Here is a 15,154-nt window from a genome sequence, read left to right as displayed (position 1 = left end):
TTTATTAGAAAGCAGAAAGGTCCGTCGTTCCTAGGAACGACGGACCTTTCTTTTGGGATGCTTTACAGCGGGGCAATATACCGAGACGAATGCTCGACTTGACGCAAGCTTTTCCCGTTCTGTTGCAATACAGATAATCCATTGCTTTCGTAACCGTACCATTCGAATCCGACGGAATAGCCCGAAGCGGAGCGCGTTAAGAAAATAACACGGAAAAATGAGGGATCCATTTCGCCTCCGTCATCTACGCGCCAGACCGAATTATCACCTTCGTTCCCTTCATAGTCATCAAAGAGAATACCGTTCTTCGTCACGAGAACGAAGCTCGCGAGCGGCTTCTTCCCCTTCACGCGCTCAAATTCAATGATGCCCACTTGCACTTCCGATGGGACTTCACCGATTTTCCAATGCTTCAACACTTTACGCTTCTTCACTTTCTCAATTGCCTTAACCGTCTTCTTATCTAAACCCTTGATCGACACCGGACGATAAGCTAGAAACGTATGGCCTTGAAAGGCATCCTTCGTCGCCAGCACAACGGCCTCGTCTTCAGATACTTTGCCTTTCGGGATGGTATAAATCTCGCCATCGTCATTGTCGAAATTGAACATATTGTTTCGGCCGTTGCTCTCGTCGGAGAGCTTTTGATGTTTCACATATTGGATCGGAATACTTCGTCCAGGAGCAGAGATCGCTTGCGTGTATTGCTTAGGATGTTTTTGATCGAACCCGAGTAATCGAGTGCCAATCGCATCTGCATACGCAAAGGTGAGCTTAGAGTCGGATAGCTGATCTGTTAGCTTCGCTTGGGCAGCGAAGGAATGAGGAGTAGCCCCCAGTACTAGCGCAAAAGCCATCATGACAACGATTAACTTCTTCATCCTTCCACTCCCTATATCATTTATCTACCCGCCTATTTCGTCGATTTGATCCACTTTGCAATGTCGGTAATCACTTCTTGCGGTGCATTCCCCGGAAGCATATACTCTTCGCCTGTTGAAGGTTTGTCAGATGCGACGAACACATGGTTTAGTTTCGGATACAGCTTATACGTCACATCTGTTCGCGAAGCAAGACCGGATTTCCAGCCGTCCAAGTTCGATGCTTCTACCTGCACATCATTATCGCCTTGGGCAATAAAGAGCGGCACCTTCTGCGACTTCGCAATCTCTTGGCCGCGATAGTTCCGAAGGTCAAACCACCAATAGGCATTGCCTGCTGGAAATTGCGGCGGTAAATTCGATACCGAATATTTCGGATCCTTCAGCAGCGTCATACTCTGCTCCCAGATTTTCAGCTGTGCTTCAACCTGCGCTAAAAGTTCTTGAGGTAATCCTGCTTTTTTCGCACGTTCAAGGCCTTGCTGGTATTGCCAGAGCAAGATGTCTTCTAGCGGCTTCGAAGGTCCAGCGAAGACCATGGCACCCGCAATCTGATGTTTCGAATCCTGCTCAATGATCCGAGGGACCAGCATTGCGCCTTGACTATGTCCAAGGACATAGATTTGCTTGGCATCGAATCGCTTATCCGTCGCTAACATCTGCACTGCAGCAATCGCATCATTCGTTGTCTCTTCTTTGACAGTAAATGTAGGAGATTGAGACTTAAATGTATGCTCAAAAGTTCGTTTGTCGTATCGAAGTACAGCTACCCCTTCATTCGCAAGCCCAACGGCAAGGTCACGGAAGAACTTGCTTCCGCCAATGGATTCATCCCGATTATTCGTTCCCGAACCATGGACAAGGACGACAACGGGGAATGGACCGTCCCCTTGCGGAATGGTCAATGCTCCTGGTAATGCGGTGCTGCCTTCTCCGATCTTCACTTCCTCGGCCTTGTAGCGTTCAGGATGATCATAGGACGGTGCATGATAATTATCGGCCAGTAGCTGTGGGAAGAAGAAATCATCTACCTTTCCATCCCGATCAAATCGCACATCAATCGCAACTGGCACGCCTTGAGGCCCCGCGTACACGACGCGTACATTATGGTGAACCGCATTTGTCGTCTCTGACACGTTCAATACTTTATCCAATTTGCCGTACATCGCTATGATTTGTTGCTGCATCATCTGTAAAGTCGGCACAGGAACTGTCGCCTGCAAGGGTTCACTCATCGAAGCACGCATCTCATCAAATTGTCCTGCAACGACTTGCTTCAGTAAATGAGTAGCCTGGCTCTTCAGATCCGCTTGATCAATCACGATCTTCCCTTGCTCGCCAACCGATAGATGAACTTGCAAGGCCTTGTTCACATCTTCAACCGAGACTTGCAAATGATGCGCCGCATTCAACACCGCAGGTATAAGCATCGGATAAGGCTCCCCATTCAATTGCGCCTGGCTCTGCCCGACTTGAATGATCCATTCGGTCGTGCCGTAATACACAACGGCAGCCCGCTTCGCTGCATCCCACTTCACTGAAGCGCCGACCCACTCGGCCGCTTGCCGCAATTCAATCCCTTCCCCTGCTGCTGTAGCTCCCGTCACGCCCTCTGCCAGTGCCGCTTGTGCTCCGCTTGCCAACAAACCTGCGATGGTTAACACACTAATCATTTTTTTCATACGTTACCGAACTCCTCTCCCAACCAATCATTTATAATTTAATAGTTAGACAAATATCTAAATTAAGTATACCTTTGGACTTTCATTGTTGTCAATCTTATCCATTACCAGCATAAAAAAGGCAGTACACTTCATCCCGTGTACTGCCCTCTGATTAAAACATCTTAAATCCACTGCGACGCAACATGCGAATCGTAGTACCGCTAATGACTGCACCGACCAACCCGGCACATGCTGTGAGCATATCTACCAGGCTATACGCCTCGATATTGCCCAGGAAGGATAGATCACTCTTCCAATACGAGATGATCACCGCGGGTACAATAACGATCACGAACAAGTACGCCGGGAACCATGTTGTTTTCATTAACATATTTAAAATAAACCCGATCCCAAACATCATCACAAAAAACAATACGAACAAAATGATCGGAATGATAGAACCTACCACACCATTCATGCCCTGAACGACCTCCCTATATGTACAACCTGCAGCTTGTGTCTTACGTCTTTCCTTGTAGTGTACTAGAAAAATGTGGTGGAATCAACGAACTTTCCGTGACGTTTTGTGTGAGGATTGTCACACCTTCTCCATTTGTTCTGCGCGACTGTTTTCGTTACAATGGAAGAAGTTAGAGGTAAATTCATGAAGGAGTGATCACGATGAGCGAAGCAGCTCTTACTTTAGAAGGCTGGTATGCATTGCATGATTTCAGAGCTATCGATTGGAATGGTTGGAAACGCGCGACCGAGGCAGAACGTGCTACGGCACTCGACGAGTTACATACATTTTTGCAACAATGGGCAACAGTAGAAGCGGACAAACAAGGCAGCACAGCGGTATACTCCATTGTGGGACAGAAGGCTGACTTCGTATTCATGCATTTGCGTGAGACGCTTGAGGAATTGAATGAGCTGGAGAATGCTTTTAATAAAACATCCTTCGCGCAATTTACAATTCCCGTCTACTCCTATGTCAGTGTCGTGGAACTCAGCAACTATTTGGCAGGCGGCGGAGATCCTTATGCGAGCCCTGAGGTTATGGCGAGATTGAAGCCAACGCTTCCGAAGAGCAAGCATATCTGCTTCTATCCAATGAACAAGAAACGCGATCTTGCGGACAACTGGTACATGTTATCCATGGATGAGCGTAAAAGTATGATGCGCAGCCACGGCATGATCGGCCGCCAATATGCAGGAAAAGTGAAACAAATCATCTGCGGCTCCGTTGGTCTGGACGACTGGGAATGGGGCGTTACGCTCTTCTCGGACGATGCGCTTCAGTTCAAGAAGCTTGTCTATGAAATGCGTTTTGACGAAGTAAGCGCGCGCTTTGGCGAATTCGGCTCTTTCTATGTCGGCAACCTGCTCGACGCGGACAAGTTCCAAGCGATGCTTGCTCTATAAATACGATGAAAACTTCTCTCTTGACGAGGGAAGTTTTTTTATTGAAGAATAAAGTGAAATCACTTTTTAAATGTATTGTTGTTGAAGGAGGGGCCCTATGGAAAGATTAGATAATATTCAGCTCTATGCAAAGTCTACACTATGAACAACGGCGGTTGTTTGTATAGAGCTAGCTAGCGTCATTATACCGCCCTTTTCTAATGTGGGTTATGAAAGGTTTGTAGTATAGACTTTGCTCCCTTAAATACCTAAAAATTTTAAGGAGTAGAGTTGTAATGAAATATGTTAATGCTGATTTCATTTTCCCAGAAGAATTATTGAAAGAAGTACAGAAATATATCCATGATGGATTAGTGTATATCCCCAAACCCTATGGATCACGTAAAAAATGGGGAGAGAACTCTGGGAGTCGAATCTATTTCAACCAAAGGAATGAAGAGATCCGTCAACAGTATGCCGTCGGTGTGACGATGGATCAACTCTCAGATCGATATTGCCTTTCCTACGACAGCATCAAGAAAATCATTTATTCCAAAAAATAAGAGATACGAGGTCATATGGGTATGTACCCCATGTGGCTTTTTTTGTGTAACGAACACTTTAAGTTATTCTTTACGTATTTGCTGCTTATTGCCCTTGTTATCATTTGCATAACAGTTTTCTAGAGAGGGGCATCTACATGAATAAGAACAATCGCGTCAAAGAAGCTTGGAATCTATGGTCAGATACGGATTTCGCAAAATTCCGTTCGGAGGAACGCATTTCAGAGTTAATCGCACGGCCTGAATCTGCCTTCCATCCAACGACGTATTCAATGTTGAAAGAAACCTTTCCCGATTTGCAAGGCAAACGCATTTGTGTACCTTCAAGCGGTGACAATCATGCTGTCTTTGCTTTTCATTTAATGGGCGCGACCGTAACCTCATGCGACTTTTCAGAACGACAAATAGAGAATGCTTCAGAGATCGCTCATTATCATGGATGGGATATCGAATTTATCTGCGATGACACCATGAAATTAAGCAATATCAAAAGCGATGAATATGATTTTGTATATACCTCGAATGGCGTTCATGTATGGATCCACGATTTACATGCTATGTACGACAATATTCATCGAATTCTCCATCACAAAGGGGTGTATATAATGTTTGATATTCACCCCTTCTTGCGACCTTTCGGTATACAAGTTACAGAACAAATAAATGTAGTCAATCCTTATCACATAACAGGTCCATTCGGAGATATACCCACGTATAAATGGCGAATCCAAGATCTTATGAATGCGATGATCTCATCGGGATTCCATATGAAGCATATCGAAGAAATGTACGCAGAGACCGGATTATTCTGGGTGGATGACTCCAAAAATGAAGGTGATTCGATGACCAAGAAAGAGCTTGATGACATGTGCAATTGGAGACTAAACCCCTTAGCAGCACTACCACAATGGTTATCCATACGAGCAGTGAAATCATAAAATCTAACATGAACAATACAATAACCTCCTCTTCGAAGTTAAGTTAGAGGGAGGGATTCACCTAATCCCTGTCGAAGAACAAAGAACCGTTGTTCTTGCCCATCCATCGAAACGAGGTGTTCTGCAGTGAATGAATTAACAAGCATTTATAACCTAGCCCAAGTCATCAAACGTAACGTTCAAAAAGTCATTGTCGGCAAAGATGAGACGATCGACCGCATTTTTGTTGCTCTTTTTACAGGTGGACATGTGTTGCTAGAAGATGTGCCCGGAACAGGAAAAACGCTGCTCGTGAAGGCACTTGCGAAATCCATCAACGGGAATTGCAAGCGCATTCAATTTACACCCGACTTACTCCCCACCGATCTAAGCGGCATGAATATTTACAATCAGAAAACGAGCGAGTTTCAATTCCGTCCGGGTCCGTTATTCACGAACCTGCTGCTCGCGGATGAAATCAATCGTGCGACGCCTAGAACACAATCCAGCCTGCTCGAATGTATGGAAGAACGTCAAGTGAGTATCGATGGTGACACGATGCTGCTGGACGAACCTTTTATCGTGCTGGCCACGCAGAATCCGCTAGATAACTACGGGACATTCCCACTCCCTGAGGCTCAACTCGATCGATTCATGCTCAAGCTGAAGCTAGGCTACCCGACGTTTGATGAGGGGCTCCTTGTCTTGTCCCGATTCCGGGAACAACAACCGCTCGAACAGCTCGAGCCCGTCGCTTCCAAAGCAGACATTATTCAGGCGCGAGCCAACTATACAAAAGTACATATTAGCGACGATATGCTGGAATATATGCTGCGAATCGTGGAACAGACGCGCAAACACGCGGATATTGCACTCGGAGCAAGCCCTCGTGCGAGCCAAGCCTTACTGCGCGCCGTTCAAGCTTATGCTGTTATCCGCGGCCGGGAATTCGTAGCTCCCGATGATGTGAAGGAGATGGTCATACCTGTGCTCGCCCATCGCCTGCTCTTCCGGAATGCATCGCAGCTACGAGATCAGCAAGCCGAGAATGTACTGGGACAAATTCTGAATCAAGTTCCCGTACCTTCCGAACCGCTATTGAAGGGGTAATCGCGATGCCATTGCATTGGTTCATTTTATTCGCCGTTATTGTTCTCGGCCTACAAGCCCTCCTCTTTAAGGTGCGCGCTTTATCTCGCTTGGGCTATTCCAGAACGTTTACAAAGCATCGCCTATTCGCACAGGATCAAGTAGAGATGACAGAAACCATTCGAAATGATAAGCTGCTGCCACTGCCATGGGTTCGTCTCGAATCGATGCTGCCAAGTTCGCTTCATTTCGGGAATCAGACGAACTTAGCGATCAATACCGGAGAGCTGCTCCAGAATCATCGAAGCTTGTTCACCTTAAAATCATACACACAAATTGTGCGAAGACATCAGATTACTTGTACGCGCCGTGGGATTTACCGATTGAACAGTGCCACCATGACCGCAGGAGATCTATTCGGGATGTTCGATGCCGTGCGCACCCTTCCGCTCGATCTCGAATTGATCGTCTATCCGGAGATCGTGCCGCTGCATCAAATTCCATTCTCCAATAAGAGTTGGATTGGGGACATGACGGTACGACGCTGGATTCTCGAGGACCCCTTCTGGAAATCCGGTGTGAGATCTTATCAACCTGGGGATCCGTTGAAAACCGTACATTGGAAAGCAACCGCGCGCACGAATCAACTTCAAGTTCATCAGCTTGATTTTACCGCTGACCGTAAGATCATGATTCTGTTAAATTTCGAGACAACGAAGGGCATGTGGTCCAAAGTCACACACCCGGAGATGATCGAACAAGCGATATCCTACGCCGCTTCGATCGCGAATACGACCATCCCGCAAGGCATCGAGACAGGCTTTGCCTGCAATGGAACGATGAAGACGCTCGTGAAAGGACAACCCGTTGTCATTCCTCCCGCGGCGGGTACGCATCATCTAACCGATGTGTTCGAAAATATGGCGAAGCTCGAACTGGAGCTATCCGCATCCTTTCGTACCTTTATGGAGATCTGGGAAGATGCTGCAGGAACAGACTTCATTATCCTGACCGCGATTCCGCTGACCGATATGGAGCCTTTGTTATCCCGAATCCGCATGCGGGGGAATGGCATTGAAATCGTGGAGCTCAAACGTACAAATCAATCAGAACGCGAAGTAGAGGAGGACACCATCTATGCTTAATCGTATCCTCCGCCCTGTTGGACTGATTCGAACCTTGACAGAATATGCCATAATGCTTCCTATCATTCTGCTGCTCCATATCTATCTCATACCGGATATGCCATCACTTACGCTCTTGATTACTCTCGTCTATCCGGCCTGTCACTGGATTGGTCAAATGACAAAATCATGGATTTGCTGGCAGCGGGATGCCTTATGGCTTACTGGATTGCTTTTCCTGACCGTCACCTTTATTGTAATGACAGGACCGCTGACCCTATCACACGTGATACCGCCATTGATCGGCTTCACCCTATTCACGCGCGGTGTGAAAATCGTAACCAGAGGAATGCCAATGTGGAGCACGGTGACCTGGTATTGGGGCGCGCTCGCGGCCTATTTCTTCACTTATGCTCTTGCCAGCATTCGGCCTGAAATTAGACTATTCGGGATATATTTGTTAGCTGGCGGGTTATGGATGATCGTAACCACCCTGATGATGATGAATCAGAAAATCCTGCATCGTGCGAATATGACAAGTGATTCCTCTGCCAAGCTACCAGAAGGCATCCTTCGACAAAACACAAAATATGTCTTCGCGCTGATTGCCATCACGTTATTCTTCGCTGCGATGATTTTCGGCAATCTTATGGATATCCTGATGCAATGGTTCCGTCAATTCGTCGCATGGTTGCTGCAAGATCGGCCCGCCGAAGTCGAACCTCGCCCCATTGAGCCTGTAGCAGAACCGCAGATGCCGCTCGCCGGACTCGAACCCGGGGAACCTAGTGCATTCATGAAGTGGCTGGAGCAAATCATAATGATCTTGTTCTGGAGTGCGTTGATCATCGCAGTTATCGTCTTGTTGTGGCTGGGTCTACGGCATCTGATCAAGAAGCTGTTCCCAAAATTCTGGGCCACTCTGCTGCGGTTCTTCGCGCAGAAGCAGGAATTTACTCCAACGACCAGCTTCTCTGATGAGCGAACCAATCTATTCGAGTGGGATAAGCTTCGTCAGCGTGTGTTCCGACCATGGGAAAATATCATGACCCGGTTCAGACAAAGGGATGTCCCTTATGCCGAATTAACAAATAACCGTGATCGCATTCGCTATTGGTATCGATTCAAAATGAATCAAGTGACGCGTAAGGGCTTCGCCGTGCAAGAGAGCTCCACCCCTTCTGAAACGCTCCGGCAAGTGAAGGAATGGGATGTACATGAACCCCCTAGCGACTTAGAGGAATTAGCTGAGACTTACAACGCATCACGCTACGGGAGTCACGACATTCCTGATGAGACCGTCGATCGCCTGCGCAAGAAGTTCGGTAATTCATCTTCTTCGTAACAAAAATACCCCCAGTGACGATGGTCACTGGGGGTATTGCGCTAATCGCTCATACCATTTATGAATGCGCACAGGACTTCGATGACAACTGATCCGCAAGCGCGAGGAAAGTTCCTAGTACGCGCATGATCCGTTTGCTCATCTCATGTTCAGGGTCGAGCTGCGGCTTCTCGAATGCGTTGCGCTGTGCTCCGCCGACAGACAACCATTCCGGGCAATTGATGCCATGCAGATTCCGTACGATCGCTTGAATCTGCTGCAATGAACTTACGCCTACATCTCCGCCAGATGAACTGACAGCCAGAACCGGCTTTAAGCTGAAATGATCTTTATTCATAAAATCCAGAGCGTTCTTCAGCACGCCGCTAACACTACCATGGTATTCCGGCGTAGCAAGCACTACCGCCTGGGAAGACAATACGGCTTTTTTCATATCGCTGACATTCACATCATTCGCATAAGATTGATCAGGCGAATATAAAGGCATCGGCTTCTCATAGAGATCAATGAAAATCACTTCATGACCTTGCTCTTGTATCGTTCTAGCCAGAACCTTAGCCACTTGAGTACTGGATGCACCTTTTCGATTACTTCCTGCGATAATTGAAATTTTCATACCCATCGAATCCTCTCGCTAATATTATTCACACTTCCATTTTACCTTGTTTTCCCTTATCGTACATCCTTAGCAAGTCTGAACACGTAATACGACTTTAGTCTGATTTTGTCAGACTTCTGAAAATAAAGCACCAGACAAAAAAATGCCTGCTAAGCTCAACGCTTAACAGGCACCTCATTAATCTTCATCATCCATTTGGTTCATCGATTCTAGGAACTCTTCGGTCGCTCGGTCACGCGCACGGCCTTTATCCTTAAGCCGTTCAATGGCAGGCTGGATCAAGAGATCCACTTCCCGTTGCACGGTATAAGCAAGATCGTATCGCGTTTGCGATTCGAGATAGGAACCGACTTCCATCAACGCATTGTATCGATCCAGTTCATCGCGGGTTAATAACCCACGAACTTGAACGCTGCAATGCCGCATCTTATAGGAATTTACCTTTTTTCAATACGAGCGACAATCCGCCAATAATGAACAGGTAACGAATATCGATAATTTTCTTCAATTGTGCAGCTGTGAAGCCCTTAAACTTCTTCGTGCCCACGATACCAATCGCTTCGCCTTTACCAAGGGAGGCAACTGTACCTTTGTTGCTGAATACGAATTTCGTAGGTTGTTGGTTACGGATCGACGCAACGATATTATTCGCACATGTCACACCTTGCTGCATCGCAATTTGCGCTGTTGGCGGATAAGGACGACCTTCTGGGTTGAACATCAAGGAATTGTCTCCGATAACGAAGATGTTCTCTTGTCCAGGAACACGTAAGAACTCATCGACTTTAACGCGACCGCGCATCGTCTCGATACCCGCTTCTTCGATCATACGGTTACCACGAACCCCAGCAGCCCATACAACAGTTTGTGATTTGATCAATTCGCCTTCACCAACGATAACACCTTCTGGTGTTGCTTCTTTGATTGGCGTACCGATTTTGAACGTAACACCTTTGTTCTGAAGCACATTCATCGCGTATTCTACAAGCTCAGGATCGAATCCTGGCAATGCAGATGGAGCTGCTTCTACGTTATAGATTTTTACAAGCGAAGGATCTACATCGTATTGTTTGCATAGTTCAGGAATACGATCTGCAAGCTCGGATACGAACTCGATCCCTGTGAATCCTGCGCCACCGACAACGAATGTAAGACGGTCAAGACGCGTCTCATCCTGTTTGTACGCTGCAAATTGATACTCGATGTGCTGACGGATCATACGAACCGAGTTAATACTGCGAATACTCATCGCATATTCTTTCATCCCTGGGATACCGAATGTTTCCGTCTCGCCGCCCACCGAAATAATCAGGTAGTCATAAGAAAGCGCGCTTCCATCCTCCAGAAGAACTTTCTTCTCTTGCGTACGAATTTGTTGTACCGTTGCTTTAACGAAATCAATTTTGAACTCATCGATCAACTTGGAAATCGCAACGCGTGCGTTCTCCATTTGATCCGTACCCGCAGCAGGCATATGCAAATGCGTTGTGAAATAGTGGTAGTCATGCTTATTCACAAGCGTTACATCCGCTTCGTTATAGTTCAATTCTTTCTGTAGGCGCTGTGCTGTAAGAATACCGCCATATCCGGCACCTAGGATGACAATTTTAGGAATATTACTCATGGTTGATCCCTTCCAATCCTTCTTGTGATTTATTGTATAGTATAAAACATGAATATGTGAAAAATTACACTTACAAAATAAAAAAATGGTGTAAAGCCACGTTCTATATTCAAATCAATGAACATTTCATGAACAAACTGTATCAGAATTGTGCACGATCCGACAACTGGTTTATTAACCCAAATGAAATCATACTGATTTTTCTCAAGAATATCAAGCTTTTCTTCAAAAAAGATTCGACATTTTTCATTTTATTTTTTTTGCAACCCGATTAAGTTTATTTGTTGATCCAAAAATGAAAATAGGTTTCATTCCCTTGCTGAGAAGCTTATAATAATTAAGGATGTGTAACAAACAATATTGAATTTCGGAGGTGCCCCTGTGGACCAACAAAATCTAACGACTCAAGAGCCCGCTGATATCCTGATCATCGGTGGCGGACCTGCCGGTATGTTTGCAGCATTTTACGGAGGTATGCGTCAAGCGTCCGTTAAATTGATCGAGAGTATGCCACAATTAGGCGGACAATTGGCAGCATTATATCCTGAAAAATACATTTACGATGTAGCAGGCTTCCCGAAGGTCACTGCGCAAGAGCTCGTCGATAACTTGAGCAAACAGATGGAAATGTTCCAGACCGATGTACGACTCGAAGAGAAAGTTATCGATGTCGTGAAGAAAGACGAGCGCCTCTTCGAAGTTACGACAGATAAAGGTGTTCACTATGCTAAAGCCATTATCATCACTGCAGGTGTAGGCGCATTTGAACCACGCCGTCTAGAGCTGCCTGAAGCTGCGCAATACGAGAAGAAAAACTTGAAGTATTTCGTTAGCGATTTACAGCAATATGCGGGCCAAAAAGTATTGATCAGCGGCGGCGGTGACTCTGCACTTGACTGGGCTCTTATGCTCGAACCGATTGCAGAACAAGTTACGTTGATCCATCGCCGGGACAAATTCCGTGCACATGAACACAGTGTAGAGCGTCTCATGGCTTCGAAGGTAAAAGTCATTACGCCAACCGAAATTGTTAGCCTCCATGGCGCAGATCAAATCGAGCAAGTTACGATCCAAGATGTGAAGACAAATGAACAGACGAAGATCGATGTTGATGCTGTTATCGTGACATTCGGATTTGTATCTTCACTTGGTCCAATTGCAGATTGGGGCATTAACATTCAAGGCGGTTCAATTGTTGTTGACACACGCATGGAGACCAATATCCCAGGTATCTTCGCTGCAGGCGATATTACGACTTACCCTGGTAAATTGAAACTGATTGCAGTTGGCTTCGGTGAAGCACCTACGGCGATCAACAATGCGAAGGTCTATGTAGACCCAAGCGCAAAGTTATCCCCAGGACACAGCAGCAGCATGAAGGTATAGTCCACTTTTTTATTATATGTTAGTACAATAAAGGGTATCCTACATTTCAGAACTTCTTAAAGGAAGTTCAAAATGTCATCTTTTGACTTTTGAACATGCACTTTACATTTTCTGAAAGGGGGATACCCTTGTCTTATCGCTGTCCGCTATGTAACGGTTTCATCACTTCCCATGTGACTTGTCCAGCTTGTCACCAGCTTGCGTCAGACTACGGCAAATTAGAGGATTATGAGGGACCCTACAGCCCTTATGCGGATTACTCCGCCTATTCTGAGCTCCACTCGATGAATCAAGATGCACCCGTCTGTACACATCTTCTCTACTGTGAAGCTTGTCAGCGATCTACCCCTCTCCAAGTCAGAGAATGGGGCCCTAATCTGGAGTGAATAAAAGGTATGAATTACTGCAACGGAAGCTGACGCAATCGTATCTCGGCTAAGAGAAGTCGGATAAATTCTCCCTCTAACTGCAACTCTATCGCCTTATAATACGATTCTACCAATAGCTCATCGGATAGAATAGACATCACACATACTTCCTTCCCTTTTATTTCCTGTTATTGAATTTTACTATACCACGCCCCCTTGGACAGAACAAGCGTTCCGGTTATCCACACCACCTTGTGGAAATCCTGTGATTTAGTTGTTAATAACTCCCAAATCAAGCGTACTTACGCCCTGTAATATGTGGATAATAGTTATTCACAGGCTCATAACCGGAAAGCTGTATAAAAAAATTCTATTACACCGCCTATCACCAAAAATCAAAACTATCATATAATATGATATAAAGAGAAAAGATGAATCTCCCCCTTTCTTATTGCGGACGAGTATTCACCTCAAAAATCCAAATCTTCCCACTCGTATCGATTCCATAATCAAACCCTAGCTGCCCTATTCCCGGAAATTTCCGCTCCAGAATTGTCGTAGACAACACCGTCAATTTCCGCATTTCGCACTTCTTCGCTGCTACTTTTCCTCCTGAAAATGATCTTCTAATTCCTTGAGACGCTGACAACATTGCCCCGCCCTTGCACAAATTCGTCACGAACAACCCTCGCCGCGCCAATCGGCCGACCATCGCACGAATTTCCCAATACTCTCTAACCTTCACAACTTTGACACGATAATCGATCGGACGGCCATCTATTTTTGCTAAATGAATTCCACGTTGAATGATGTAACGGCGTTTCTTCTTCACTCCGCTAAGGGAGCGAAACAAGCGATCGAAACTCCTGAATGACCGGTGCTTCGACATGGCTGTATAGGAATAGGTCTCCCCTTCCTTGGTTACCTTGATGACGCCATAGCCTCCGCCACCAACAACCGGTTTAATTACGACCATACCATATGCGGACAACATGGAGTGTAGGTTTGCAGCATTGTATCTCTTTGTCTGAGGAATATGAGCTGCGATTTTAGCGTTAGACAGTAATACTGCGGTCTTAACCCATTTGTTAGCCAGTTGTCTTCCAGCCATTCCGTCATCCCCTTTCTGAGAGTATACTTATACATACTCAAATTGAGGGTGAGCCTCCTGTATTATTGTCCCCGGTATATGCCTTAATTTGGATAGATAATTGTGAGAATTCGAGATATTATAGAAGGACAACAACCAATATTAAGCAAGGAGGAACCTTCCTTTGGAACAATTCGTTCAGAATCTATATACCCTTAGCTATTATGCGATGGCTGTAATTCTTGTCCTTGTAACCCTCTGCATCTTCGTTGTAGGGATTAAAATGTTCATCGATCGCAAACGCGGCATCGGCAGCGCATTCGTAGTCTTCTCGATCCTCGCAACCGGGATGATCGCAGTTATGCTCAATCTAAAGTTTCTGTAATCTAATCCGACCCATACATAGATGCCAAAAAACCCCCTGAGGTCTTCCTTCAGGGGGTTTAGCATGTCTTATGGCGTTCACGCAAGCGTAGCGCTATTCGTGTATTAGCATTGCTCTGGTGCAGGCGTACCTGCATCTGTAGCCGTACGGAATGACGATCCGCATCCGCAAGTCGCACTTGCATTTGGATTGTCAATCGTGAATCCACCCGACATACCGGATTCTTTGAAGTCAATAATAAGTCCATTCAAATATTTGATGCTGTCTTCTTCAACGACAACCTTAAGGCCTTTCACATCAAATACTTTATCATTGAAATGCTGCTCATCATCGAATCCCATCCCGTATTGAAACCCGCTGCATCCGCCGGATTGAACACCTAAACGCAAGAACATGTTCGGAATTTCCTCTTGTGCAAGCATTTCCTGTATCTTAGCAATCGCTGCATCAGTAATATTGATCATCTGAATCCCTCCTTCTGTTACTATATCTTCAGTATACATGAACGATGCATTTTGTCACAAGTGTGAGAACCTAACGGTGGAAACAAAAGGTTTACCTTTTTTGTCACATTCTATTGCTCCTCTTCACAACGAGGTTTATAATGGGGTTACGACCGAGTTCTATTGGTCATTTTTTCATGAGATTTTTGATACACATCGGTTGATCTTGTAAGAAATTTCACATACAAAAGA

Annotated in this window: 18 protein-coding genes; 9 read left to right on the top strand and 9 right to left on the bottom strand. The window is 45.7% G+C overall.

The window, feature by feature from the left end; all coding sequences use genetic code 11:
• Window positions 1–62: 62 nt before the first annotated feature.
• The 3 genes from ACFQZR_RS09450 to ACFQZR_RS09440 all read right to left on the bottom strand — a co-directional run bounded on the left by ACFQZR_RS09450 (window position 63) and on the right by ACFQZR_RS09440 (window position 3,023).
• Window positions 63–881 carry a hypothetical protein gene (locus ACFQZR_RS09450; protein WP_379345159.1) on the bottom strand — a complete coding sequence of 273 codons (819 nt, stop codon included), beginning with the start codon at window positions 879–881 and terminating at the stop codon, window positions 63–65.
• Between the two features lie 32 nt (window positions 882–913).
• Complete coding sequence (locus tag ACFQZR_RS09445; protein WP_379345157.1) at window positions 914–2,563, bottom strand: alpha/beta hydrolase family protein; 1,650 nt, start codon at window positions 2,561–2,563, stop codon at window positions 914–916.
• A 154-nt stretch (window positions 2,564–2,717) separates the two neighbouring features.
• The gene (locus ACFQZR_RS09440; protein WP_018758867.1) at window positions 2,718–3,023 is read right to left on the bottom strand and encodes a YuiB family protein; all 306 of its coding nucleotides are present in this window, start codon (window positions 3,021–3,023) and stop codon (window positions 2,718–2,720) included.
• A 203-nt stretch (window positions 3,024–3,226) separates the two neighbouring features.
• On the opposite strand from ACFQZR_RS09440, the gene hemQ reads away from it, so the two are divergent.
• The 6 genes from hemQ to ACFQZR_RS09410 all read left to right on the top strand — a co-directional run bounded on the left by hemQ (window position 3,227) and on the right by ACFQZR_RS09410 (window position 8,987).
• The gene (hemQ, locus tag ACFQZR_RS09435; protein WP_379345155.1) at window positions 3,227–3,970 is read left to right on the top strand and encodes a hydrogen peroxide-dependent heme synthase; all 744 of its coding nucleotides are present in this window, start codon (window positions 3,227–3,229) and stop codon (window positions 3,968–3,970) included.
• A gap of 275 nt (window positions 3,971–4,245) precedes the next feature.
• Window positions 4,246–4,512, top strand: coding sequence for a CD3324 family protein (locus ACFQZR_RS09430; RefSeq protein WP_379345152.1), 267 nt, complete (start codon window positions 4,246–4,248; stop codon window positions 4,510–4,512).
• 137 nt (window positions 4,513–4,649) lie between these two features.
• Window positions 4,650–5,450, top strand: coding sequence for a class I SAM-dependent methyltransferase (locus ACFQZR_RS09425; RefSeq protein ID WP_379345150.1), 801 nt, complete (start codon window positions 4,650–4,652; stop codon window positions 5,448–5,450).
• A gap of 126 nt (window positions 5,451–5,576) precedes the next feature.
• On the top strand, window positions 5,577–6,539 hold the full coding sequence (locus ACFQZR_RS09420; protein WP_379345148.1) for an AAA family ATPase: 963 nt from the start codon (window positions 5,577–5,579) through the stop codon (window positions 6,537–6,539).
• A gap of 5 nt (window positions 6,540–6,544) precedes the next feature.
• The gene (locus ACFQZR_RS09415) at window positions 6,545–7,663 is read left to right on the top strand and encodes a DUF58 domain-containing protein (RefSeq protein ID WP_379345146.1); all 1,119 of its coding nucleotides are present in this window, start codon (window positions 6,545–6,547) and stop codon (window positions 7,661–7,663) included.
• Window positions 7,656–8,987 (top strand): DUF4129 domain-containing protein, encoded by a 1,332-nt coding sequence (locus ACFQZR_RS09410; protein WP_379345144.1) that lies wholly within the window; start codon window positions 7,656–7,658, stop codon window positions 8,985–8,987. The genes ACFQZR_RS09415 and ACFQZR_RS09410 overlap by 8 nt, the downstream gene beginning before the upstream one ends.
• A 58-nt stretch (window positions 8,988–9,045) precedes the next feature.
• Here ACFQZR_RS09410 and ACFQZR_RS09405 read toward each other — a convergent pair whose 3' ends face one another.
• The 3 genes from ACFQZR_RS09405 to ACFQZR_RS09395 all read right to left on the bottom strand — a co-directional run bounded on the left by ACFQZR_RS09405 (window position 9,046) and on the right by ACFQZR_RS09395 (window position 11,230).
• A complete protein-coding gene (locus tag ACFQZR_RS09405) occupies window positions 9,046–9,603 on the bottom strand; it encodes an NADPH-dependent FMN reductase (RefSeq protein WP_379345142.1) in 558 nt (185 codons plus the stop codon).
• 180 nt (window positions 9,604–9,783) lie between these two features.
• Window positions 9,784–10,032, bottom strand: coding sequence for a hypothetical protein (locus ACFQZR_RS09400; protein WP_018758874.1), 249 nt, complete (start codon window positions 10,030–10,032; stop codon window positions 9,784–9,786).
• 1 nt (window position 10,033) lies between these two features.
• A complete protein-coding gene (locus ACFQZR_RS09395; protein ID WP_379345140.1) occupies window positions 10,034–11,230 on the bottom strand; it encodes an NAD(P)/FAD-dependent oxidoreductase in 1,197 nt (398 codons plus the stop codon).
• 381 nt (window positions 11,231–11,611) lie between these two features.
• Here ACFQZR_RS09395 and ACFQZR_RS09390 point away from each other — a divergent pair, with 381 nt between their 5' ends.
• Both ACFQZR_RS09390 and ACFQZR_RS09385 read left to right on the top strand, forming a co-directional pair.
• On the top strand, window positions 11,612–12,616 hold the full coding sequence (locus ACFQZR_RS09390; RefSeq protein WP_018758877.1) for an NAD(P)/FAD-dependent oxidoreductase: 1,005 nt from the start codon (window positions 11,612–11,614) through the stop codon (window positions 12,614–12,616).
• A gap of 128 nt (window positions 12,617–12,744) precedes the next feature.
• Window positions 12,745–13,002, top strand: coding sequence for a hypothetical protein (locus ACFQZR_RS09385; protein WP_379345137.1), 258 nt, complete (start codon window positions 12,745–12,747; stop codon window positions 13,000–13,002).
• Between the two features lie 14 nt (window positions 13,003–13,016).
• On the opposite strand, the gene sda is transcribed toward ACFQZR_RS09385, so the two are convergent.
• A complete protein-coding gene (gene sda, locus ACFQZR_RS09380) occupies window positions 13,017–13,142 on the bottom strand; it encodes a sporulation histidine kinase inhibitor Sda (RefSeq protein WP_018758878.1) in 126 nt (41 codons plus the stop codon).
• A 290-nt stretch (window positions 13,143–13,432) separates the two neighbouring features.
• Window positions 13,433–14,095 carry a YheC/YheD family protein gene (locus ACFQZR_RS09375; protein WP_379345135.1) on the bottom strand — a complete coding sequence of 221 codons (663 nt, stop codon included), beginning with the start codon at window positions 14,093–14,095 and terminating at the stop codon, window positions 13,433–13,435.
• A 163-nt stretch (window positions 14,096–14,258) separates the two neighbouring features.
• Here ACFQZR_RS09375 and ACFQZR_RS09370 point away from each other — a divergent pair, with 163 nt between their 5' ends.
• The gene (locus ACFQZR_RS09370) at window positions 14,259–14,459 is read left to right on the top strand and encodes a hypothetical protein (protein WP_018758880.1); all 201 of its coding nucleotides are present in this window, start codon (window positions 14,259–14,261) and stop codon (window positions 14,457–14,459) included.
• A gap of 104 nt (window positions 14,460–14,563) precedes the next feature.
• Here ACFQZR_RS09370 and ACFQZR_RS09365 read toward each other — a convergent pair whose 3' ends face one another.
• Window positions 14,564–14,923 carry a HesB/IscA family protein gene (locus tag ACFQZR_RS09365; RefSeq protein WP_379345132.1) on the bottom strand — a complete coding sequence of 120 codons (360 nt, stop codon included), beginning with the start codon at window positions 14,921–14,923 and terminating at the stop codon, window positions 14,564–14,566.
• Window positions 14,924–15,154 lie beyond the last annotated feature (231 nt).

The sequence above is a fragment of the Paenibacillus sp. GCM10027629 genome, from assembly GCF_042676425.1.
In the GTDB taxonomy this organism is placed as follows: domain Bacteria; phylum Bacillota; class Bacilli; order Paenibacillales; family Paenibacillaceae; genus Paenibacillus_K; species Paenibacillus_K terrigena.
The sequence above is the reverse complement of the archived record's forward strand: the minus strand, read 5'-3'. Positions and strand labels throughout refer to the sequence as shown.